Below are 22,303 nucleotides of genomic sequence, written 5' to 3'. Positions count from 1 at the left end.
TCCAGGCTTGGAAGGCGGGCGCGTCCGAGCACCCGTCCTGCAAAAGCCCTGGAGTATAAAGCAGCCTCAAAGCGCCCAGGCGACTTTCAAGCCTTCGTGGATGGCCTCTTCGACGGTGCGCGGGGCCAGGCAGTCGCCGATGCGCTGGAAGGCCACCAGGCCCTTGAGTTGCTCACCCAGGTCGTCCACCGGCTGGTGGCCCTGGCACAGCACCAGGCTGTCGACGTTTTCCAGCAGCATCGGCTCGCCGCTGGCGGTGTGTTGCAGGTACACGGTGTTGTCGTCGCAGCCGTAGAGGCGGGCGTAGGGGATGATCGGCAGCCCCAGCTTGTGCAGTTCGCCGGCCAGTTGGTCGCGCACGTACAGCGGCAGGCTTTCGCCGCAGTGGGTGCCGTTGACCGCCAGTTGCACCTGGTGCCCGGCGCGCAGCAGGCGCTCGGCGATGCCTGGGCCGATCCAGTCGCAGCGCCAGTCGGCCACCACCACCGAGCGCCCGAGCTGGACCTCGTCGCGCAGCACTTGCCAGGCGTCCACCACTTGCAGCTCGCCGGCGCGCTCGAAATGGGGCCAGTAGGGGCGGGCGCCGGTGGCGATGATCACGTGGTCGGGCTGTTCGCGCTCCACCAGGGCGCGATCGACCCGGGTGTTGCGCACCACCTCGACCCCGGCCAGTTGCATTTCCCGTTGCAGGTTGGTGCTGGCGCCGCCGAATTCGCTGCGCCGGGGCAGCAGTTGCGCCAGCAGCACCTGGCCACCGAGCTGGGAGCCGGCTTCGTAGAGGGTCACCTGGTGGCCGCGCTGGGCGGCGACGGCGGCGGCCTTCATGCCCGCCGGGCCACCGCCCACCACCAGGATGCGCTTGCGCTGTTGGGCCGGCCGAGCCTGGGCGTACAGCAGTTCGCGGCCGGTTTCCGGGTGCTGGATGCAAGAGATCGGCAGGCCCTTGTGGAAGTGGCCGATGCACGCCTGGTTGCAGGCGATGCAGGCACGCACGTCGTCGACCCGGCCGCTGTCGCTCTTGTTGGGCATTTGCGGATCGCAGATCAGCGCCCGGGTCATGCCGCACACGTCGGCCTGGCCTTTGGCGAGGATGGCCTCGGCTTCCTGGGGCTGGTTGATGCGCCCGGTGACGAACAACGGGATTTGCAGCGCGGCCTTGAAGGTTCCGGCTTCGCGGGCCAGGTAAGCCGCTTCCACCGCCATGGGCGGGACGATGTGCACGGCGCCGCCGAGGGAGGCCGAGGTGCCGGCAACGATGTGCAGGTAGTCCAGCTGGCCTTGCAGGTGTTGGGCGGCGGCCAGGGACTCGTCCTCGGTCAGGCCCTCGGGGTCGCGTTCGTCGGCGCTGATGCGCAGGCCGATGATGAAGTCGTCGGCGGTGCTGGCGCGCATGGCCGCCAGCACCTCGCGAATGAACCGCAGGCGCTGCTCCAGCTCGCCGTTGTAGCCGTCGCTGCGGCGGTTGACCCGCGGGTTGAGGAATTGCGCTGGCAGGTAGCCATGGCTGGCCACCAGCTCCACGCCATCCAGGCCGGCCTGGTGCAGGCGCCGGGCAGCGTCGGCGTAACCCTGGATGATCGCGTCGATCATCTCCTGGTCCAGGGCCCGGGGCATGACCCGGAAGCGCTCGTTGGGCACGCCCGAGGGGGCATAGGCCACCGCCAGCAGGCCGTCGGCGGACTCCATGATCTCGCGCCCCGGATGAAACACCTGGGACAGCACCAGCGTGCCGTGGGCATGGCAGGTCTCGGCCAGGCGCCGGTAGCCGTCGATGCAGGCATCGTCGGTGGCCATCAGCACATGGCTGGTGTAGCGCGCACTGTCGTGGACCCCGGCCACCTGCAACACGATCAGCCCAACCCCGCCTTCGGCCCGGGCCCGGTGGTAGGCGATCAACTGCTCGTTGACCAGGTTGTCGGTGGGCATCGAGGTGTCGTGGCCGCTGGACATGATGCGGTTCTTCAGGCGCTTGCCACGGATCTGCAACGGCGCGAAGAGGTGCGGGAAGGCGGTGGTCATGGCGCGGGCTCCAGGCTGGCCAAGGGCAGGGCGATGCCTTGGCGTTGTTATTGTTTGCCTATAAAAATTTACCGGTAGTAAAAAATCAACTTGTTTTTTTACTGATCCTTGCAGTAGCTTCGATTGGCGCCCCAGCCTGCGGGGCGCCCCTCACAACAATAAAAAAGGGCCGTGCCGGAGCTGTCCGGCAGGGCACCGTCACGAGGAATCACCGATGAAAGCGCTCACCCGCAAGCATGGTTGTTCGTTCCTGGCCCTGAGCCTCGCCCTGACATTGGGCCTGGACAGTGCCCGGGCAGCCCCCGACATGGTCGTGGTGGGGTACGGCGGAGCCGGCCAGAAAGCCCAGGATGTGGCGTTGTTCCAACCCTTTGCCAAGGCCGATGGCAGCAAGCTGATCCAGAGCGAGTACAACGGCGAGATGGCGCGGATCAAGGTCATGGTCGACACCGGCAACGTCGATTGGGACGTGGTGCAGATCGAAGGTCCGGACCTGATGCGCGGCTGCGACGAAGGCATGTACGAACCCCTGGACTGGAAGGCCCTGGGCCACGCCGACGAACTGATCGCCGATGCCGCCCAGCCCTGTGGCTCGGCTGTGCTGGTGTGGAGCGTGGCCATCGCCTACGACCGCAACAAGCTGGCCAGGGCCCCGGCCTCCTGGGCCGATTTCTGGGACGTCAAGCAGTTCCCCGGCAAGCGCGGCCTGCGCAAGCGCGCGGTGTACAACCTGGAGTTCGCGCTGCTGGCCGATGGGGTCAAGGTCGAGGACGTGTACAAGGTCCTGGCCACGCCTGAGGGGGTGGATCGGGCCTTCGCCAAGCTCAGCCAGCTCAAGCCGTACATCCAGTGGTGGGAGGCCGGGGCGCAGCCGGCGCAGTGGCTCAGCGCCGGCGATGTGGTGATGACCTCGACCTACAGCGGTCGCATCGCCGCGGCCGCCCAGGACGGTGCGCCCCTGGCCGTGGTCTGGCCCGGCAGCCTGTATGGCATGGATTACTGGGCGATCATCAAGGGCTCCAGGCACGTGGCCCAGGCCAAGCGCTTCATTGCCTACGCCAACCGCCCCGAGGCCCAGGTCGACTATGTGCGCGCCATTCCCTACGGCCCCACCAACACCCTGGCCGCGGCCCGGCTCGATCCGGCGCTGGCCCAGTGGGTGCCGACCTCGGAGCAGAACCTCAAGGGCGCCCTGGCGATGAACGTGGAGTTCTGGGTCGATCATGGCGAGGAGCTGGAAGAGCGCTTCAACGCCTGGGCCAGCAAGTAACCCCAACGGGCTGGACGTCGGCGGACGTGCGGCCCTATCGTTTGCCAGCCCAACAGCCTGGAGGACTCCAATAATGAATAAGATCGTGCCCGGCCCCCACGCCCTGACCGAGCGCAGCGCCACCGAGCAGCGCCTGCGCGAAGAGCTGGCGGCTTGCTACCGCCTGATCGCGCACTTTCGCATGACCGATTTGATCTTCACCCATATCTCGGTGCGCCTGCCCGGGCCCGAGCATCACTTCCTGATCAACCCCTACGGGCTGATGTTCGAGGAAATCACTGCCTCCAACCTGGTGAAGATCGACCTCGATGGCCAGGCCGTGGAGCCTTCGCCGTACCCGGTGAACCCGGCGGGGTTCGTGATCCACAGCGCCATCCATGGCGCTCGCGATGATGCCCAGTGTGTGCTGCACACCCATACCAAGGCCGGTTGTGCGGTGGCGGCGCTCAAGTGTGGCTTGCTGCCGGTGAACCAGATCTCCATGGAGTTCTATGGCCGGGTGGCCTACCACGACTACGAAGGCGTGGCCCTGGACCTGGCCGAGCAGCAGCGGCTGGTGGCTGACCTGGGCGACAAGAGCGTGCTGATGCTGCGCAACCACGGCCTGCTCACCGTGGGCGAAACCGTCAGCCAGGCATTCTTGCGCATGTATTACCTGGAGAAGGCCTGCGAGATCCAGCTGGCGGCCCAGGCGGCGGGGGAGATCGTGCTGCCACCGGACGCGGTCTGCGCCCACACCGAGCGCCAGTTCAACGACCCGGGCCGGCCGTTGCAGGAGGGCGAACTGAGCGACCCGGACGCCATGCAACTGGCCTGGGCCGCGCTGCTGCGCCTGCTCGAGCGCATCGCCCCCGACTACCGCGATTGACCCTCCACCCCAGCGGCCGCAACACCAAGCACCGCAGCGCGGCAGGCAAACCATGGATAACGATTGGCGGCTAGTGCCGAGCCGTGCGCAGCCTGCGGCAGCGGCTACACGAAGCCTGTAGTCGCTGTCGAGCGCAGCGAGGCTGCGTCAAGGCCCGCAGGGCCTTCAGCGATCGACCGGCCAACACTGTCCCGGTACCGCTGGGAATCTGGCCAGTTCACAAAAGCTTGTTGTACAGTCGTTCAACTGTCATTTCCCGTCATTGCCAAGGAGTCATGCCCCATGAACCAGGAAGCGCGCTTTTCCCGCCTGGAACCCGGGTTGCGCAAGGCCGAGCTGATCGAGGCGACCCTTACCTGCCTCAAGCTCCACGGTTTCCAGGGCGCGTCGATCCGCAAGATCAGCGCCGAGGCCGGGGTCTCGGTGGGGCTGATCAGCCATCACTATTCCGGCAAGGACGAGCTGGTGGCCGAGGCCTATCGCTCGATCACCGGACGGGTTATGAACCTGCTGCGCGAAGCCATGGACCAGGCCGCGCCGGCGCCCCGGGAACGTTTGTCGGCGTTCTTCCGGGCCTCGTTCTGCGCCGAACTGCTGGACCCGCAACTGCTGGACGCCTGGTTGGCGTTCTGGGGCGCGGTGAAGACCGCCGAGGCGATCAACCAGGCCCACGACCATTCCTACGCCGAATACCGCAACGAACTGGCCGGGCTCCTGGCCAGCCTGGCCGGGGACCAGGCCTGGGCCGACTTCGACGCGGACCTGGCGGCCATCAGCCTCAGCGCCTTGCTCGACGGCCTGTGGCTGGAGTCCGGGCTCAACCCCGGGACCTTCAGCCCGCAGCAGGGCGTGCAGATCTGCGAAGCCTGGGTCGAGGGCGTGCTGGCCAGCCAGGGGCGGGGCTTTCGCCAGCCGACATAGGGCTGTTGATCGGTTGTTCAGTAATGGCTAGGCTGCTGCGCACAAGGCGACACCTCTAATAAAAATAATCAGGAACACAGGCGATGACTCCTCGGGTATTGATCGTCGACGACGATCCGTTGATTCGCGAACTGCTCCAGGCCTATCTGTCCCAGGAAGGCTACGACGTGCATTGCGCCGCCACGGCGGAACAGGCCGAGAGCTTCCTCGACCAGCACACGGTCGATCTGTTGATGCTCGATATCCGCCTGCCCGGCAAGGACGGCCTGACCCTGACCCGCGAGCTGCGGGTGCGCTCGGAGGTGGGGATCATCCTGATCACCGGGCGCAACGACGACATCGACCGTATCGTCGGCCTGGAATGCGGCGCCGATGACTACGTGATCAAGCCCCTCAACCCCCGCGAGCTGGTGTCCCGGGCCAAGAACCTGGTCCGCCGCGTGCGCCATGCCCGCCAGCCGCCAGCGCCGGCCAGCCATCCCAGCCCGGTCAAGCAGTTCGCCGACTGGGCCCTGGACACCGACCGCCGCCGGCTGATCGACGCCCGGGGCGGCGAGACCCTGCTGACCCACGGCGAATACCAGCTGCTCAGCGTGTTCCTGCGCAACAGCGGCCACACCCTCAGCCGCGACCAGTTGATGGACCAGATCCGCAACCGCGAGTGGGTGCCCAGCGACCGCTCCATCGACGTACTGGTGGGGCGCTTGCGGCGCAAGCTGCATGACGACCCGGCCGAGCCGGAGCTGATCATCACCATCCACGGTGCCGGCTATCTGTTCACTGCCAGCGTGGCCGCCTGAGGTGCTGCGCCGCGCCTGGGCCCTGGGGCTGATGCTGCTGGCCGGCGCGGCGCTGGCCGAGCCCCGGCCGACCCTGAAATATTGCGACTACCCGGTGTACCCGCCGATCTCCTGGAGCGACGGTAGCCAGGTGCGCGGCCTGGCCCCGAGCCTGGTGCGCCAGGTGCTGGGGGACTTGGGATACCAGGTGCAAGTGGTGGTGCTGGGCAACTGGAAGCGCTGCCTGCTGGATGCCGCCGCCGGCCGCGTGGACGTGGTGCTGGCCTACCGCACCGGCCAGCGCCAGCAGGGGTTGCGGTTCTCCCGGGTGCCGGTGCTGCGCGAGGAGGTGGCGTTGTTCGTCAACCGCCGCCACTTGCCGCGCTTCCAGCAGTTGCAAGACCTCACCGCCTATCGTGGCGGCCTGCTGTTCGGTGAGAGCTACGGCCAGGATTTCGACCGTGAGGTGGTGCAGCACGGCAACATCGAGTGGGTGTCCAGCAGCGTGCAGAACTTCGGCAAGCTGATCCGCCAGCGCATCGATTTCATCCCCCACGAGCGGCGTACCGGGCAGTTGTTCATCGAGCGCCTGCCGGGCGCCGAGGACATCGTCGCCTTGCCCCAGGCGATCAGCGTCGACTACCTGCGCCTGGCGGTGTCGCGCCAGTCGCCCTTGGCGGCGCGCATGGACGAGATCGACACACAGTTGCAGCGCCAGGTCGACAGCGGCGCGGTACAGCGCTGGCTGGACCAAAGCCAGGCCGGCTACCGCGCCATGCTCAAGGCCCAAGCCGGTGTGGCGCCATGATCGGCCCACGGCCCGGCGGCCTGCTGCGGCGCCTGTTGCTGTTCATCCTGCTGTTCAGCCTGTGCTTCACCGTGCTGGCCAGCGCCGTGCAGCTGTACTTCGAATACCGCCGCGAAATGCGCGACATCGACAGCCGCATGGAGCTGATCCGCGCCGGTTACCTGGGCAGCCTGGAGCGCAACCTGTGGGACCTCAACCAGGAACAGCTGACGGTGCAGTTGCAGGGCCTGGTGGACTTTTCCGATGTGGCCCGGGTGCACCTGCTCAGCAGTGATTTCGACCTGCAACAGGGCAGTGCCGAGCTGATCGGGCCTTTGCGGGTGGAGCGCTTCGCCCTGAGCTACCAGCCGCCGTCCGGGCCGCGTCGCGAGCTGGGGGAGTTGCAGGTCAGCACTGACCTGGGGGCGGTGTACCGGCGCCTGTACACCACCGGGCTGGCCAGCCTGCTGTGGATGAGCGTGTTTCTCTGCGGCCTGGCGGTGGCGCTGTCCGGGCTGTTCTATCGCCTGGTCACCCGGCACTTGCAAGTCATGGCCGAGTTCGCCCGCCGCGTGGCCGGCGGCGACTTGCAGCAGCCCCTGCACCTGGACAAGCGCCAGCGCCCGGGCGGCGACGAGATCGACACCGTGGCCGGGGCCCTGGACGACATGCGCCGGGCGATTCTCGATGACATCCAGCGCCGCGAGCAGGACCGCCAGGCCCTGCAGGACAAGCGCGACGAATTGCAGAAAATGGTCCAGCGCCGCACTGCCAGCCTGATGCACGCCAAGGATGAGGCCGAGGCGGCCAACCTGGCCAAGTCGCGCTTTTTGGCCACCATGAGCCACGAACTGCGCACGCCGTTGAACGGCATCCTCGGCATGGCCGAACTCTTGCGCGGCGCGCCGCTTGCGCACCAGGACCGCCAGCGTTTGCAGGCCCTGCACAAGGCCGGCGAGGGCTTGCTGACGATCCTCGACGAGGTGCTGTCCTTCGCCCGCCTGGAGGAGGGGCAAAGCCGTCCGGAGGCCCGGGATTTTTCCCTGCGCCAGTTGCTGGAGGAGGTCAGCACACTGCTCGAACCCCGGGCCCGGGAGCACGGCACGCAGTTGCAGGTGCATGTCGACCCGCGCTTGGCCCCGGGGCAGCACGGCGCCGAGCAGTACCTGCGCCAGGTGCTGAGCAACCTGCTGGCCAACGCCATCCGCTTTACCGAAGGCGGCTGGGTGCGGGTCGAGGTCCAGGTTCTGGAGGACGGACCACAACGGCAACGGCTGCGCTGCTCGGTGGCCGATAACGGCATCGGTATCGCGACCTCGATGCGCGACAAGATCTTCGAGCGCTTCGTCCAGGCCAGCGACGCGGTGAGCCGGCGCTATGGCGGCACCGGCCTGGGCCTGGCGATCTGCAAGCACCTGGTGCAGCAACTGGACGGGCACATCGGCGTGGACAGCGAGCTGGGGCAGGGCAGTCGTTTCTGGTTCGAACTGGCCCTGGGGGTCGGCCTGGGGCTACCGGCGCCACCGCCGGTCGCGGCACCGGTGCCGGGGCTGAAGATCCTGGTGGTGGAGGATGTGGCGCTCAATCGCGAGGTGGCCCAGGGCTTGCTGGAGCGCGACGGCCACCAGGTGTGGCTGGTGGAGGACGGCGAGGCGGCGCTGGAGCTGTGCCAGCGCCAGGGCTTCGATTTGTTGCTGCTGGACGTGCAACTGCCGGGTATCAGTGGCATCGAGCTGTGCCGCGAACTGCGCCGGCGCCCGGGGCCCAATCGCCAGGCGCGGATCTTCGCCCTGACCGCCAGCGTCCAGCCGGCCCTGGTGCGCAGTTACCTGGAGGCGGGGATGCAGGGCATCCTCGGCAAGCCCTTGCAGATGGACAGCCTGCGCCAGGTCCTGGCCACCGCGGAGCAGGCCAGCGAGGAACTGGCGCCGCCAGCCCGGAGCGCCGAGGGCGTGCTCGACCAGGAACTGCTGGACACCCACCGCAGCCTGCTGGGGGAGCAGAAGTTGCAGGGGCTGTTCAAGGTCTTGGCGAGCACCCTGGACCAGCAACGGCCGTTGCTCGATGACGCCCTGGCGGCGGCCGATAGTACCCAGGTGCAGCACCTGGCTCACCGCCTGGCCGGCAGTGCCGATTCCCTGGGCTTTTGCGAACTGGCCCGGGTGCTGCGGGCGCTGGAGGATGCGGCGGGGCAGTCCGGTGTCGCGGCAATGGCCGCCCAGGTACCACACCTGCAGCAGGCCTGGCAGCGGGCGCGCAGGGCCCTGGAACAACTGCTGGCGGCCTGAAGTACAAAAACCTTACGACTTTTTACATCTTCGATCTTTTGCTTCAACGCGAACTTACATGGCTTTCCAATAATCGGTCGAGCCGCGCCCGCCGCGGCCTTCGAAGCTTATTGGAGATAATAATAATGAACCGCCTGCAAGCTGCTGCCCCATCCCGTCGTACCCCTTCCCAGCGCGCCCTGCGCCTCACCGACTGCTGAGGTGCGCCGTGACGACCACTACTGAACGCAAAGGCATCCAACTGACCCGGGCCTTGAAGAGCCGGCACATCTTCATGTTGTCCCTGGGAGGGGTGATCGGCACCGGGCTGTTTATGGGCTCCGGGGTGACCATCAACCAGGGCGGTCCCTGGGGGGCGATCCTGTCCTACCTGGTGGCGGGCTTCCTGATGTACCTAGTGATGGTCTGCCTGGGTGAGCTGTCGGTGCAGATGCCGGTGTCCGGCTCGTTCCAGGCCCATGCCACGAAGTACATCGGCCCGGCCACCGGCTTCATGATCGGCTGGGTCTACTGGATGAGCTGGGCCACCACCGTGGGCCTGGAGTTCACCGCCGCGGGCATGCTCATGCAGCGTTGGTTCCCCGGGGTGCCGATCTGGTACTGGTCGGCCTTCTTCGTTGCCTTGCTGTTCGGCATCAATGCCCTGGCCACCCGCGCTTTCGGCGAGGCCGAGTACTGGTTCGCCGGGATCAAGGTGCTGGCGATCCTCAGCTTCATCGTGGTCGGGGTGCTGGTGATCTTCGGCGTCATCGACCTGCCCGGTGGCGCCCCGGCGCCGATGTTCGACAACCTCACCGGCGATTCGCTGTTTCCCAACGGCCTGCCGGCGGTGTTCGCGGTGATGATGACCGTGGTCTATGCCTTCCAGGGCTGCGAGATCATGGGCGTGGCAGCGGGGGAGACCGACCAGCCGGAAAAGAGCATTCCACGGGCGGTGCGCAACGTGGTGTTCCGGGTGCTGATCTTCTACGTGCTGGCGGTGATGGTGCTGGCGGCGATCATTCCCTGGCAGCAGGCCGGATTGGTGGAAAGCCCGTTCGTCCAGGTGTTCGACATGGTGGGCATTCCCTATGCCGCGGACCTGATGAACTTCGTGATCCTCACGGCGATTCTCTCGGTGGGCAACTCCGGGCTGTACGCCTCGACCCGCATCCTCTGGGCCATGTCCAAGAGCGGCATGGCGCCCAAGGCGCTGTCGCCCCTGAGCAAGCAGGGCGTGCCGCTGCGGGCCCTGGCGATCACCCTGTGCTTCGCGCTGATCTCGCTGATGACCAGCTTCATCGCCGCCGACACCCTGTTCATGGTGCTGATGGCGGTGAGCGGCATGGCCGGCACCGTGACCTGGATCGTCATCGCCCTGGCCCAGTACCGCTTCCGTCGCCAGTTTCTGCGTGAGGGCGGGCAGTTGGAGCAGCTCAAGTACCGTGCGCCGTGGTTCCCCCTGGTGCCGCTGCTGTGCATCGTCCTGTGCAGTTCGCTGTTCGTGTTCCTGGCCCTGGATGAAACCCAGCGCCCATCCTTGTACTGGGGCTTCGGTTTCATCGCCCTGTGCTACGGCGCCTACTACCTGGTGAATCGCAAGCGCCAGGCCCAGCCATTGGCCGCCGCCACCTGACAGCCGAAGGCCCTGCGGGCCTTGGCGCAGCCTCGCTATGCTCGACAGCGGCTACAGGGTTTTGTAGCCGCTGCCGCAGGCTGCGTACGGGGGCGCAGCGGCCGCAAGGTCTGCATCTTTACCGGGTTGTAGTGGCTTGTTCGAAGTTGTAACAGCAGCTCGGCCACAAATCGTTCGAATCACTATTTATTCAATAAAAACAACAGGATGGATAGGTAATCCGGCCCTGGCCGGTGTACCGCTCGAGCAATTGCCGTCTTGTTGAACAGTCGTTTAGCATGGTTCGCAACTCACCTCCCTCATGCCAAATACAATCATTCGAGGACGCCCATGAGCACTTCATCGTCGCTGCTTTGCCAGATCGAGGCGGGTATCGCCTGGATCACCCTCAACCGCCCGGACCAGCGCAATGCCCTGGACATTCCCGGCCTGCGCCAATTGCACGGCTTGCTCGAGCGCTGCCAGGACGACCCGGCGGTGCGGGTGGTGGTGCTGGGCGGTAGCGGCCGCAGTTTTTGCGCCGGCGCCGACCTGGCCGAATGGGCCGAAGCCGAAGCCCGGGGCGCCCTGGAAAGCTACGGCTGGACCGAAACCGCCCACGCCCTGATGAGCTGCCTGCACAGCCTGGACAAACCCACCATCGCCGCCATCAACGGCACGGCCGTGGGCGCCGGCATGGACCTGGCGCTGTGCTGCGACCTGCGGGTAGCGGGGCAGTCGGCGCGGTTCAAGGCCGGCTACACCGGCATGGCCTATTCGCCGGATGCCGGTGCCAGCTGGCACCTGCCAAGGTTGATCGGCAGCGAGCAGGCCAAGCGCCTGCTGTTCCTCGATGAGCTCTGGAGCGCCGAACGTGCCCTGGCCGCCGGGCTGGTGGGCGAGGTCTGCGCCGACGAGCAACTGCGCGCCACCGTCAGCGAACTGGCCGGCCGCCTGGCCAACGGCCCGACTTTCGCTTTCGCCCAGACCAAGCGCCTGCTGCGCGAAAGCGCCGAGCGCGACCTGCCCGGGCAACTGGCCGCCGAACTGGCCGCCGGCTTGCTGTGCGGGCGCAGTGCCGACGGCACCGAGGCCCTGCGCGCGGCCACGGAAAAACGCCCGCCGCGCTTTATCGGTCGCTGAGCCGCGACCCAATCCACTTATTTCGCACCGTCAACCCGCCACAGGTAGCGCCATGAACTTCCAACTCAGCCAAGAACAAGAAATGTTGGTCGATGCAGTCCGCAGTTTTGTCAGCAAGGAGTTGCTGCCCCACGAAGAGGCGGTGGACCGCGCCGACGAGGTCCCGGCCGAACTGGCCGCAGAGATTCGCAACAAGGCCATCGCCGCTGGTTTCTATGCCTTCAACATGCCCGAGGAGGTCGGTGGCGGTGGCCTCGACTACCTGTCCCAGGCGCTGATCGAGCGCGAGCTGGCCAAGTGTTCCTGGGCCCTGCATGTGTTCGTCGCCCGACCATCGAAGATCCTCATGGCCTGCACCGGCTCGCAGATCGGCGACTACCTGCTGCCTTGCGTGCAGGGCAAGAAGATCGACTGCTTCGCCCTCACCGAACCCGGCGCCGGCTCCGATGCCAATGCCATCAAGACCCGCGCCGTGCGCGAGGGCGGCGACTTCGTGATCAATGGCGCCAAGCACTTCATCAGCCACGCCGGGCATGCGGATTTCGCCATCGTCTTCGCCGTCACCGGCACCTACGAGCACAACGGCCGCCAGCGCAATGCCGTGACCGCGTTCCTGGTGGACCGCGACACCCCGGGCCTGACCATTCGCCGTGGCCCCAAGTGCGTGAGCAACCGTGGCTACCACACCTTCGAGATGTTCTTCGACGACTGCCGGGTGCCGGCCCACCAGGTTTTGGGGGAGGTGGGCAAGGGCTGGGAGGTGGCCAACGCCTGGCTCACCGCCGGGCGGGTGATGGTCGCGGCCAACTGCGTGGGCCAGGCGCAGCGGGCGCTGGATGCCTCCCTGCAATGGGCGGCGGACCGCAAGCAGTTCGGCCAGGCCATCGGCAGCTACCAGGGGGTGTCGTTCAAGCTGGCGGACATGGCCACGCAGATCCGCGCCGCCGAGCTCTTGACCCTGCACACCGCCTGGAAGATGGACCAGGGCAGCATGACCGACGGCGAGGCCGGCATGGCCAAGCTGTTCGCCAGCGAAGTGCTGGGCAAGGTGGCCGACGAGGCGGTGCAGATCTACGGCGGCATGGGCCTGATGGACGAAGGCCCGGTGGAGCGCATCTGGCGCAACGCGCGGATCGAGCGGATCTGGGAGGGCACCTCGGAGATCCAGCGGCACATCATTTCCCGTGAACTGCTGCGGCCGTTGCTGCGCTGAACCGCCTGGAGAACCTGAGTCATGTCCCAGACCCTACGTGACAACCTCAAGCGCCTGCTGGCGCCCCGGCACCTGGCCTTCGTCGGCGGCCGCAGCATGGCCCGGGCCCTCAAGCGCTGCGCCGAGGGCGGTTTTGCCGGCGACCTGTGGCTGGTCAACCCGCAGCACGCGCAGATCGACGGCGTGCCCTGCGTGGCCAGTATCGACCAACTGCCTTGCGGCCCGGATGCGGTGTTCGTCGCCACCCACCGCGAGCTGACCCTGGACTGCGTCGCCCAGCTGGCGGCCAAGGGCGCGGGCGGGACGATCTGCTACGCCTCGGGGTTCGCCGAGACCGGCGCCGAGGGTCAGGCCCTGCAACAGCGATTGCTGCAGGCCGCCGGCGACATGGCCCTGCTGGGGCCCAACTGCTACGGCCTGCTGGATTACCTGCACGGCGCCGCCCTGTGGCCGGTGGCCCACGGCGGCCAGCAGGTCGAGCGGGGTGTGGCGGTGCTGACCCAGAGCGGCAACTTCGCCTACAACCTGTCCATGAGCGACCGTTCGTTGCCGGTGGCCTACATGGCCTCGGTGGGCAACCAGGCGCAACTGGGCATCGCCGAACTGATGGACGTGCTGCTGGACGAACCCCGAGTCACCGCCATCGGCCTGCACCTGGAAGGCCTCAAGAACGTGCCGGGGTTCGCCAAGGCTGCGTACAAGGCCCTGGAAAAGGGCATTCCGATCATCGCCCTGAAGACCGGGGTGTCGCAGATCGGCGCCGAGTTGGCCCTGAGCCACACCAGCTCGCTCTCCGGCTCCGATGCGCTGTACGACGCCTTGTTCCAGCGCCTGGGGGTGATCCGCGTCAGCGGCCCGGTGAGTTTTGTCGAGACCTTGAAGGCCGCGTCCTGCGGCCAGTTGCCCGCGGGCCCGCAGTTGATGGCCCTGGCCTGTTCCGGGGGCGATGCCGGGTTGATCGCCGACTACGCCGAGCGCAACGGCCTGGAGTTGCCCAAGCTGGCGAGCGAGCAATGCCAGGCACTGGCCCAGGTGCTGCCGGGGTACGCCAACCTGGTCAATCCGCTGGATTTCACCACCGCGATCTGGGGCGATGCCCAGGCCTTGCAGCAGATGCTCGATACCGTGCTGGGCAGCGCAGCCGACAGCGCCATGCTGGTGCTGGATTACCCGGCCGAGTTCACCGGCGAGCGCAAGGAATGCGACCTGCTGCTGGAGCTGTTCTGCGCCGCGTTGCAACGCCATGGCAAGCGCGGTTTCGTCACCTCGGCCTTCCCCGAATTGCTGCCGGCGGCGGCCCGGGAGCGCCTGCATGCCCTGGGCATCCCGGCCTTGCAGGGGGTCGAGGACGGCCTGGCGGCCTGGGGCCGGATCGCCGCCTACCAGGGCCGGCGCCAGGCCTTGCTGGAACTGGGCGAGGCGGCCCTGGTGCCGCTGTGTCCCGAGGCCCTGGAGGGGACGGGCCAACTGCTGGATGAGTGGCAATCCAAGCAGGCCCTGCGCGAATTTGGCCTGCGCATTCCCGAGGGCCTGCTGAGCACTCCCGAGCAGGCGCTGAGCGCTGCGGCGGCGGTGGGTTATCCGCTGGTGCTCAAGGCGGTCAGCGTCGAGCTGCCGCACAAGACCGAAGCCGGCGCGGTGGCTCTGAACCTCAAGGACCCCGAGGCGCTAGGCGCGGCGCTGCGGCAGATGCGCGCGCGGATCGCCGAGCATGCCCCGGGGGTGGTCTTCGACCAGGTGCTGCTGGAGCCCATGGCCGCGCCGCCCCTGGCCGAGCTGATCGTCGGCATCAAGCGCGAGGAGCATTTCGGCCTGGCCCTGGTGATCGGCGCCGGCGGGGTGCTGGTGGAGCTGCTCAAGGACAGTCGCAGCCTGTTGCTGCCGACTCATCCGGCGGCGATCCGCCAGGCCGTGCTGCAACTGCGCAGCGCTGCCTTGCTGCAAGGCTTTCGCGGACGCCCGGCGGCCGACCTGGACGCGCTGGTAGCGGCCATCGGTGCGGTGGCCGACTACGCCTGCGAACACGCTGCGACCCTGCTGGAACTGGATGTGAACCCATTGTTGGTCGGTGCCCGCGGCACCGTCGCGGTCGATGCGTTGATTCGCCTTGGCCGGGTATGAGGAGAGAGACATGCACGAACAGACCTTGACCGGTGGCCAGGCCCTGGTGCGCCTGCTGGCCGGCTACGGCGTCGACACGGTATTCGGTATTCCCGGGGTGCACACCCTGGAGTTGTATCGCGGCCTGCCCGGCAGCGGCATCCGCCATGTGCTGACGCGCCACGAACAGGGCGCCGGGTTCATGGCCGACGGTTATGCCCGGGGCAGCGGCAAGCCGGGGGTGTGTTTCGTCATCAGCGGCCCGGGGGTGACCAACGTCGCCACGCCCATTGGCCAGGCCTATGCCGATTCGATCCCGCTGCTGGTGATTTCCAGCGTCAACCACAGCGCCAGCCTCGGCAAGGGCTGGGGCTCGCTGCACGAAACCCAGGACCAGCGCGCCATTACCGCGCCGATCACCGCGTTTTCGGCCCTGGCCCTGAGCCCCGAGGACCTGCCCGAGCTGCTGGCCCGGGCCTTCGCCGTATTCGACAGCGAGCGCCCGCGGCCGGTGCATCTCTCGGTGCCGTTGGATGTGCTGGCGGCCCCGGTGGCCCGGGACTGGACTGGCGAGGTGCGGCGGCGCCCGGCCCGTGGTCCCGCCGCAGCGGCGGATGTGCACCAGGCGGCGGACCTGTTGCGCCTGGCCAAGCGGCCGATGATCATCGCCGGCGGAGGGGCTTTGCACGCCGGCGCGGCCCTGCAGGAACTGGCGACCCGGCTGGGCGCGGTGTGCTTCAGCAGCGTGGCCGGCAAGGGCCTGCTGGCGGACCGGGCGCCGCTCAATGCCGGTGCGACCCTGTGCGTGGAGCCCGGTTGGCAGTTGATCAGCCAGGCCGATGTGGTGCTGGCGGTGGGCACCGAGATGGCCGACACCGACTACTGGCGCGAGCGCCTGCCGCTCAACGGCCAGCTCGTGCGGCTGGACCTCGACCCACGCAAGTTCAACGACTTCTACCCCTGCGCCGTGGCCTTGCACGGCGATGCCCGGCAGACCCTGGAGGCCTTGCTCGAGGACCTGGAACAGCCGCCGGCGGACTCCGGTTGGGCGGTGGCGGCGGTGGCCAGGTTGCGCCGTACGGTGGACGAGGGGCAGGGGCCCTTGCAGCGCATCCACCAGCAGATTCTCCAGCGAGTGGCGGCCGAGCTGCCCGAGCGCGGCTTCATCAGCAGCGACATGACCCAGCTGGCCTACAGCGGCAACTACCTGTACCCCAGCCAGGGGCCGCGTAGCTGGTTGCACCCCACCGGCTACGGCACCCTGGGCTACGGCCTGCCGGCGGCCATCGGCGCCAAGCTCGGCGCGCCCGGTCGCCCGGGCCTGGTGCTGGTGGGCGACGGTGGTTTTCTCTACACCGTGCAGGAGCTGGCCACGGCGGTGGAGGAACTGGACAGCCCGCTGGTGGTGCTGTTGTGGAACAACGACGCCCTGGGCCAGATCCGCGATGACATGCAGGCCCTGGACATCGAGCCCATCGGGGTTTTGCCGCGCAACCCGGACTTCACCGCCCTGGCTCGGGCCTTCGGTTGCCCGGTGAGCCAGCCGGCCAGCCTCGACGAGCTGCAACAGGCGCTGCGCCGTGGGTTCGCCCAGCCCGGGGTGACGCTGATCGAGCTCAAGCACGCCTGTGCCCAGGCCTGACCTACATTTTTTGCCAGGAGTTTCGCCATGCGTTTTTCCAAGCTGACCCAACGTATCGCCGGCGATGGCGCCGCCGCCTGGGACATCCACTACCGGGCCCTGGCCAAGCGCGAGCGGGGCGAGCCGGTGTGGCTGCTGTCGGTGGGCGACCCGGATTTCGACACCCCGCAGCCCATCGTCCAGGCGGCCATCGACAGCCTGCGCGACGGCCATACCCATTACGCCGACGTGCGCGGCAAGCGTGCACTGCGCGAGGCCATTGCCCGCCGTCACCAGTCGCGCAGCGGGCAGGCGGTGCAGGCCGATGAGGTGGTGGTACTGGCCGGTGCCCAGTGCGCGCTGTACAGCGTCGCCCAATGCCTGCTGGACCCGGGGGACGAGGTGATCGTCGCCGAGCCGATGTACGTCACCTACGAGGCGGTGTTCGGCGCCTGCAATGCCCAGGTGGTGCCGTTGCCGGTACGCGCCGAGGAGCGCTTCCAGGTGCGCCCAGAGGACGTGGCCGCGCGCATCACCGGCAAGACCCGGGCGCTGGTGCTCAACAGCCCGCACAACCCCACGGGGGCGAGCATTCCCCGGGCCACCTGGGAGGCGTTGGCGGCGCTGTGCATCGAGCATGACCTGTGGCTGATCTGCGATGAGGTCTACAGCGAACTGCTGTACGAAGGCGAGCACGTCAGCCCGGCCAGCCTGCCGGGCATGGCCGAGCGCACCGCGACCCTCAACAGCTTGTCCAAGTCCCATGCCATGACCGGCTGGCGCCTGGGCTGGGTGGTGGCCCCGGCGCCCCTGGCCGCGCACCTGGAGAACCTGGCGCTGTGCATGCTCTATGGCTCGCCGGAGTTCATCCAGGACGCCGCCATCGTCGCCCTGGAGCAACCCTTGCCGCAGTTGGCGGCGATGACCGAGGCCTACCGCCAGCGGCGCGACCTGGTCTGCGATTGCCTGGCCGACTGCCCGGGTGCCCGGCCGCTGAAGCCCGATGGCGGCATGTTCGTGATGGTCGACATCCGCGCCACGGGCCTGAGTGCCCAGGCCTTCAGCGAACGGCTGCTGGACGAGCAGGGGGTGTCGGTATTGGCCGGCGAGGCCTTCGGTCCCAGCGCCGCCGGGCATATCCGCCTGGGCCTGGTGCTGGAGCCCGAGGCCCTGCGCGAAGCCTGCCGGCGCATCGCCCGCTGCGCCAGCGATTGCCTCGCCTAGGCGGAGGATCGTCGGAAGGTCCTGTGGGCCTTGGCGCAGCTTCGCAGGCTCAGCAGCGGCTACAGGCTTGGTGTAGCCGCTGCCGCAGGCTGCGCACGGGCGCGCAGCGGCTGCAGGGTTGGGGATCGTTGGAAGGTGTTGGGGGTTAAGCGCGGTCGGTTTCCAGGGGTGGGTCGAAGGCCACGAACAGCTGGTCGGCGGTGATGTTGGCCAGGTCCTGGCGCATGTTGCGCTCCAGCAGGCTGAACAGCCGGGTGAAGACGTCGAACACCTTGCAGTGCTCTTCCATGCCAGAGAAGGGGTTGTCGATCTTCTCGGCGATCAGCGAGCTTTCCTGCACCGCGTCGTAGACGTCCTGCAGGGTGATCTGCGCCGCTGGGCGGGCCAGGGTCAGGCCGCCCTTGGGGCCACGGCAGGAGGCGAGGATATCGGCCTTGACCATCTGCGACACCAGGTTGCGCACCCGCGCCGGGTGGATCTTGACCCATTTGGCGATGGTCTCGGTGCGCAGCTTCTGCGGCGCGTTGGCGGCCACGAAGGACAGGATGTAGGAAGCGGTGATCAGGCGGGTCGACTGGCTCATGGGTGTCTGCAAGTCCCTGGGAAGGCGCCAGTATGCCAGCGCTGGCCGTTCAACGACGCGGTGAAAGCGATTGTGTGGAAAATAAAGTATTTGTTACGGTAACAATTATAAATAAACCCCGAGGAACCGCCATGAATGTGCTGATCGTCCACGCTCACCCCGAGCCGCAATCCTTCACCGCCGCGCTGCGCGACCAGGCTCGCAGCACCTTGGAGGCCCTGGGGCACCAGGTGCAGGTCAGCGACCTGTACGCCATGGACTGGAACCCGGTGGCCAGCGCCGCCGACTTTGCCCGGCGCGATAACCCCGAGTACCTGGTCTATGCCCTGGAGCAGCGGGTGGGGGTGAAGAACGGCGGGATCGCCGCCGACATCCAGGGCGAGCTGGACAAATTGCTGTGGGCCGATCTGCTGATCCTCAATTTCCCGGTGTACTGGTTCTCGGTGCCGGCCATGCTCAAGGGCTGGATCGACCGGGTGCTGGTGTCCGGGGTGTGCTACGGCGGCAAGCGTTTCTACGACCAGGGCGGCCTGGTGGGCAAGAAGGCCCTGCTGAGCCTGACCCTGGGCGGGCGCGAGCACATGTTCGGCCAGGGGGCGATCCACGGTCCGCTGGAGGACATGTTGCGCCCGCTCTTGCGCGGCACCCTGGCCTATGTCGGTTGCCAGGTGCTGGAGCCGTTCGTGGCCTGGCACGTGCCCTACATCAGCCAGGATGCGCGCGAAGGGTTCCTGGCCCAGTACCGCCAGCGCCTGGAGCGCATCGATGAGGAGCAACCGCTGGTGTTCCCACGCCTGGAACAGTTCGACGAGGCCCTGTATCCGTTGCCGGCGTGATGGGCTTCGTGTAGCCGCCGCCGCAGGTTGCGCATGGGCGCCTAGCGGCCACGGGGTTGGCGATTGCTGGAAGGCCCTGCGGGCCTTGGCGCAGCTTCGCAGGCTCAGCAGCGGCTACAGGGGGTGTAGCCGCCCGTGGGGGGATCGGCTCAGAAGCGCAGGGTGACACCGGTGGTCAGCCAGCGGTCGCGCCGGTCCGTCAGGTGCTGGCCCAGGATCAGGTCCAGGTCCAGGGCGTGGCCGATGTGCAGGCGCGGGCCGGCTTGCCAGGCTTGTTCGCCGCCGCGCTGGCCGTAGCGTTCGGCGATCAGGGTCAGGCTGGGCAGCAGTTCGTATTCCACCCCCGTGCCCCAGGTCCAGCGATGGTGCTGCTGGCCGTCGTCATAGGCGTGGCTCCAGCCGGTACTGAGGTTCAGGTGCAGCGCGTCGCTGGGGCTGAAGGTCAGCGGCAGGCTGAGGTCGCCGCCGTCGAAGCTGTGGCTGCGGTTCAGTGCCCAGTGGGCGGAACCGGCGAGCGCCAGTTGCAGGCCCAGGTCGTCGCGGTCCAGCAAGGCCAGCTTGACCTGGGGGCTGAGCTGGGTTTCGCCGTGCTCATCGGTTTCCTGGCGTTGCAGCGCGGCGCCCAATTGCACCCCGGGCAGTTGGCTGAAGGTGCAGGCCGGGACCAGCACGCTGTTGTGGTTCGAGCCTTGGCGGCGATCGACCTGGTACCAGAGGTCGACATTGCATTCGCCGGGGGCGTTGATCCCGCCGTTGTCCACCACGTAGGCGCCACCGGCGGCCTGGGCCTTGGAGCACAGGGCCAGGGTCGCGGTGGCGCCGGCGGTGATGGCCAGGAACAGCAGGTTGCGCTTGAGCATGCGGCTTTTGGCGACGGGCAGCGGTTGGCCCCAGGCGCGGGAGCGGGAGGAGCGATGCGGACGATGCTGGGTCATGGCGAATCTCACGGCTGTGGGCGCCGGGTTGGCGGCGCCCGGGGTTGGCGTCATGAAGTGGCGGGTGATCACTCACCCAGGCCCAGGGTCTGGATGCCCTGGGTCCGGGCTTGGGCCAGCAGTTCCTCGGTGTCGTCGCCACCGGGCAGGGCGAGGACGATGTCGGGGCGGCTGTCGGCCAGCATGAAGCGGTTGCGCAGGCGCTCGGCGTGCTTGCCGTGCAACTGCCAGTTGGGCGGGTAGCGGACGAGGTCGGCGCCGATCTCCCGGGCCCAGTCCTCGATCTGCGCCCCGAGGAACTGGCTGCCGCCATGGATCACCACCCGTACCGGGTGCAGGCGCTGGAAGGCCTCCAGCACCTGGCGGCAGCGGCGGCTGTCGGTGTAGTGGCGACCCGCGCAGATCAGGACGCGCATCGGCTGTCCTCCCGGGTGTCGTGCGACTGGCCGGGCAGGGTCTCGGCCAGTGGCTCGCCGAGATAGCCGTGCTCGATGTCACGCTCGCCGGCCCGCTCCAGCACTGGGTAGGCCAGGGCGGCGATGTGGTGGTGGACCCGCCGGTAGTCGCGCAGCAGGCGCTGGAAAATGTCCCCGGACTCGGCCCAGGCGCTGCGGTCTTCGCGCAGTTGGCGAAAGTGCTCGCGGCCGGCGGCGGCTTCCAGGCGGCGCACGTTCTCCTTGCGTGCCACCAGTTGATGGGCGGTGGCCAGGTCTTCGCGCAGGAACACCGTGACCGCGAGGCTAAGGCTGGCCAGCAGTTCCTGGTGCAGCGGCACCAGGGTCCCCAGCTCGAAGGCGGAGAACGGCTCGCTGCGGCGCAGGCGCCGCACCGCCAGTTGCGCCAGGCTGCTGCTGAGGATGTCGCCGGCGTGCTCCAGGTTGATCACCAGCAGCAGGATTTCCTGGGAGCGGTCGGCGTCCTGGTCGCTGATGCCTTCCTTGCCGATGTCCGCCAGATAAGCGCGGATCGCCGCGCTGAGCAGGTCCAGGGACTGGTCGATCTGGCGGATCTGCTCGGCGTTGGCCACCTGCGAGGTGCGCAGCAGTTGCAGGACCCGGTCGAGCATGCCCGAGAGCATGTCGGCCATGCGCAGGGCCTCGCGGGCGGCATTGGCCAGGCCGATATTGGCCACTTCCAGCCCGGCCTCGTCCAGGTACAGCGGCATGCCCGGATCGGTCACTGGCGGCGGGGCCGGCAGCAAGCGGGTCAGCAGCTTGCCCATGGGCTCGGTGAAACCGATGAACAGCAGCCCCAGCACCAGGCTGAAGACGCTGTGCAGGTAGACCACCAGCAGCGCCCCGGGCAGCTGGCGCACGCCTTCGAGCTGGGCCAGTGCGCCGATCCACGGCAGTACCAGCGCTACCCCGGCCAGGCGTACCAACAGGTTGCCCAGGGGCAGGCGCCGGGCGACGTTGCCGCTGGCGCCCAGCAGCGAGGGCAGGCTGCCGCCGAGATTGACCCCCAGCACCAGGGCCATGCTGGTGGCCGGCGACAGCAGCCCGGTGCCGGCCAGCGAGGCGACCAGCAGCACCACTGCCACGCTGGAGTGGCACATCCAGGTCAGCACGACCGCCACCAGCAGCGCCAGCAGCAGGTCGCCGTCCAGGCTTTGCATCACCAGGCGCAACACCGGGGTGTGTTCCACCGCACCCAGGGTGGCGCCGAGCGTGCCCAGGGCCAGGAGCATCAGGCCCAGGCCGATCAGCGCGGCGCCGATGCTTTCAAAGCGCGAGTCATCGCGCAGGCGCAGGCACAAGAAGCCTGCCAGCAACGCCACCGGGGCGGCCAGCGAGAGATCCAGGCTCAGCAGCTGGACCACCAGGGTCGAGCCGATGTTGGCCCCCAGCATCACCGCCAGCGCCGGGGCCAGGCCCAGGGTGCCGGCGGCGGTGAAGGAGCTGGCCATCAGGCTCACTGCGGTACTGCTTTGCAGCACCCCGGTGATGCCGACGCCGCACAGCAGCGCCAGCCAGCGGTTGTTCAGGTGTTGCCCGAGCCAGTGACGCAGCGGGCTGCCGAAGCCGCGCAGCAGCGAGTTGCAGATCATCTGCGAGCCCCACAGCAAGAGGGCGATGGCGCCGGCCAGGTTGATCAGAAGGGTGGTTCCCGACATGAGGGTTCT

At 67.9% G+C, this 22,303-nt stretch carries 18 protein-coding genes; 13 read left to right on the top strand and 5 right to left on the bottom strand.

What is annotated here, in order from left to right:
- Positions 1 to 66: 66 nt before the first annotated feature.
- Complete coding sequence (locus tag C4K40_RS17205; protein WP_053130510.1) at positions 67 to 2,019, bottom strand: FAD-dependent oxidoreductase; 1,953 nt, start codon at positions 2,017 to 2,019, stop codon at positions 67 to 69.
- Positions 2,020 to 2,233: 214 nt separating this feature from the next.
- Between C4K40_RS17205 and C4K40_RS17200 the strand changes: the two genes are divergently transcribed.
- From C4K40_RS17200 to C4K40_RS17145, 12 genes are all read left to right on the top strand, one after another.
- Positions 2,234 to 3,289, top strand: coding sequence for an ABC transporter substrate-binding protein (locus tag C4K40_RS17200; protein ID WP_053130509.1), 1,056 nt, complete (start codon positions 2,234 to 2,236; stop codon positions 3,287 to 3,289).
- Positions 3,290 to 3,362: 73 nt separating this feature from the next.
- Positions 3,363 to 4,157, top strand: coding sequence for a class II aldolase/adducin family protein (locus tag C4K40_RS17195; RefSeq protein ID WP_053130508.1), 795 nt, complete (start codon positions 3,363 to 3,365; stop codon positions 4,155 to 4,157).
- 282 nt (positions 4,158 to 4,439) lie between these two features.
- Entirely contained in the window at positions 4,440 to 5,078 is a 639-nt protein-coding gene (locus tag C4K40_RS17190) for a TetR family transcriptional regulator C-terminal domain-containing protein (protein ID WP_022644049.1), read from the top strand.
- A gap of 83 nt (positions 5,079 to 5,161) precedes the next feature.
- Positions 5,162 to 5,878, top strand: coding sequence for a response regulator (locus C4K40_RS17185; RefSeq protein ID WP_022644050.1), 717 nt, complete (start codon positions 5,162 to 5,164; stop codon positions 5,876 to 5,878).
- Between the two features lies 1 nt (position 5,879).
- On the top strand, positions 5,880 to 6,665 hold the full coding sequence (locus C4K40_RS17180; protein ID WP_053130507.1) for an ABC transporter substrate-binding protein: 786 nt from the start codon (positions 5,880 to 5,882) through the stop codon (positions 6,663 to 6,665).
- Positions 6,662 to 8,932, top strand: coding sequence for an ATP-binding protein (locus tag C4K40_RS17175; RefSeq protein WP_053130506.1), 2,271 nt, complete (start codon positions 6,662 to 6,664; stop codon positions 8,930 to 8,932). The genes C4K40_RS17180 and C4K40_RS17175 overlap by 4 nt, the downstream gene beginning before the upstream one ends.
- A gap of 274 nt (positions 8,933 to 9,206) precedes the next feature.
- Positions 9,207 to 10,547, top strand: a complete 1,341-nt coding sequence (locus tag C4K40_RS17170) for an amino acid permease (RefSeq protein WP_164485052.1) — start codon at positions 9,207 to 9,209, stop codon at positions 10,545 to 10,547.
- Positions 10,548 to 10,877: 330 nt separating this feature from the next.
- On the top strand, positions 10,878 to 11,669 hold the full coding sequence (locus C4K40_RS17165; RefSeq protein ID WP_053130500.1) for an enoyl-CoA hydratase/isomerase family protein: 792 nt from the start codon (positions 10,878 to 10,880) through the stop codon (positions 11,667 to 11,669).
- A 52-nt stretch (positions 11,670 to 11,721) separates the two neighbouring features.
- On the top strand, positions 11,722 to 12,882 hold the full coding sequence (locus C4K40_RS17160) for an acyl-CoA dehydrogenase family protein (RefSeq protein WP_022644056.1): 1,161 nt from the start codon (positions 11,722 to 11,724) through the stop codon (positions 12,880 to 12,882).
- Between the two features lie 21 nt (positions 12,883 to 12,903).
- Entirely contained in the window at positions 12,904 to 15,003 is a 2,100-nt protein-coding gene (locus tag C4K40_RS17155) for an acetate--CoA ligase family protein (RefSeq protein WP_053130498.1), read from the top strand.
- 10 nt (positions 15,004 to 15,013) lie between these two features.
- Positions 15,014 to 16,624: a 5-guanidino-2-oxopentanoate decarboxylase gene (locus C4K40_RS17150; protein WP_053130496.1), complete on the top strand. Its 1,611-nt coding sequence runs from the start codon at positions 15,014 to 15,016 to the stop codon at positions 16,622 to 16,624.
- A gap of 27 nt (positions 16,625 to 16,651) precedes the next feature.
- Positions 16,652 to 17,827, top strand: coding sequence for a pyridoxal phosphate-dependent aminotransferase (locus C4K40_RS17145; RefSeq protein ID WP_022644058.1), 1,176 nt, complete (start codon positions 16,652 to 16,654; stop codon positions 17,825 to 17,827).
- 145 nt (positions 17,828 to 17,972) lie between these two features.
- On the opposite strand, the gene C4K40_RS17140 is transcribed toward C4K40_RS17145, so the two are convergent.
- Positions 17,973 to 18,410 (bottom strand): Rrf2 family transcriptional regulator, encoded by a 438-nt coding sequence (locus C4K40_RS17140; protein ID WP_022644059.1) that lies wholly within the window; start codon positions 18,408 to 18,410, stop codon positions 17,973 to 17,975.
- Positions 18,411 to 18,541: 131 nt separating this feature from the next.
- On the opposite strand from C4K40_RS17140, the gene C4K40_RS17135 reads away from it, so the two are divergent.
- The gene (locus tag C4K40_RS17135; RefSeq protein ID WP_053130494.1) at positions 18,542 to 19,246 is read left to right on the top strand and encodes an NAD(P)H-dependent oxidoreductase; all 705 of its coding nucleotides are present in this window, start codon (positions 18,542 to 18,544) and stop codon (positions 19,244 to 19,246) included.
- A gap of 149 nt (positions 19,247 to 19,395) precedes the next feature.
- On the opposite strand, the gene C4K40_RS17130 is transcribed toward C4K40_RS17135, so the two are convergent.
- The 3 genes from C4K40_RS17130 to C4K40_RS17120 all read right to left on the bottom strand — a co-directional run bounded on the left by C4K40_RS17130 (position 19,396) and on the right by C4K40_RS17120 (position 22,294).
- Complete coding sequence (locus tag C4K40_RS17130) at positions 19,396 to 20,181, bottom strand: hypothetical protein (RefSeq protein WP_022644061.1); 786 nt, start codon at positions 20,179 to 20,181, stop codon at positions 19,396 to 19,398.
- Positions 20,182 to 20,249: 68 nt separating this feature from the next.
- Positions 20,250 to 20,597: a DUF2493 domain-containing protein gene (locus C4K40_RS17125; protein WP_022644062.1), complete on the bottom strand. Its 348-nt coding sequence runs from the start codon at positions 20,595 to 20,597 to the stop codon at positions 20,250 to 20,252.
- Complete coding sequence (locus C4K40_RS17120; protein WP_053130492.1) at positions 20,585 to 22,294, bottom strand: Na/Pi cotransporter family protein; 1,710 nt, start codon at positions 22,292 to 22,294, stop codon at positions 20,585 to 20,587. Before C4K40_RS17120 ends, C4K40_RS17125 begins: the two co-directional genes overlap by 13 nt.
- Positions 22,295 to 22,303 lie beyond the last annotated feature (9 nt).

It is taken from the genome of Pseudomonas sp. CMR5c, assembly GCF_003850545.1.
Classification (GTDB): domain Bacteria; phylum Pseudomonadota; class Gammaproteobacteria; order Pseudomonadales; family Pseudomonadaceae; genus Aquipseudomonas; species Aquipseudomonas piscis.
Note: the sequence above shows the minus strand (reverse complement) of the source record. Positions and strands in the feature narration are given on the sequence as shown.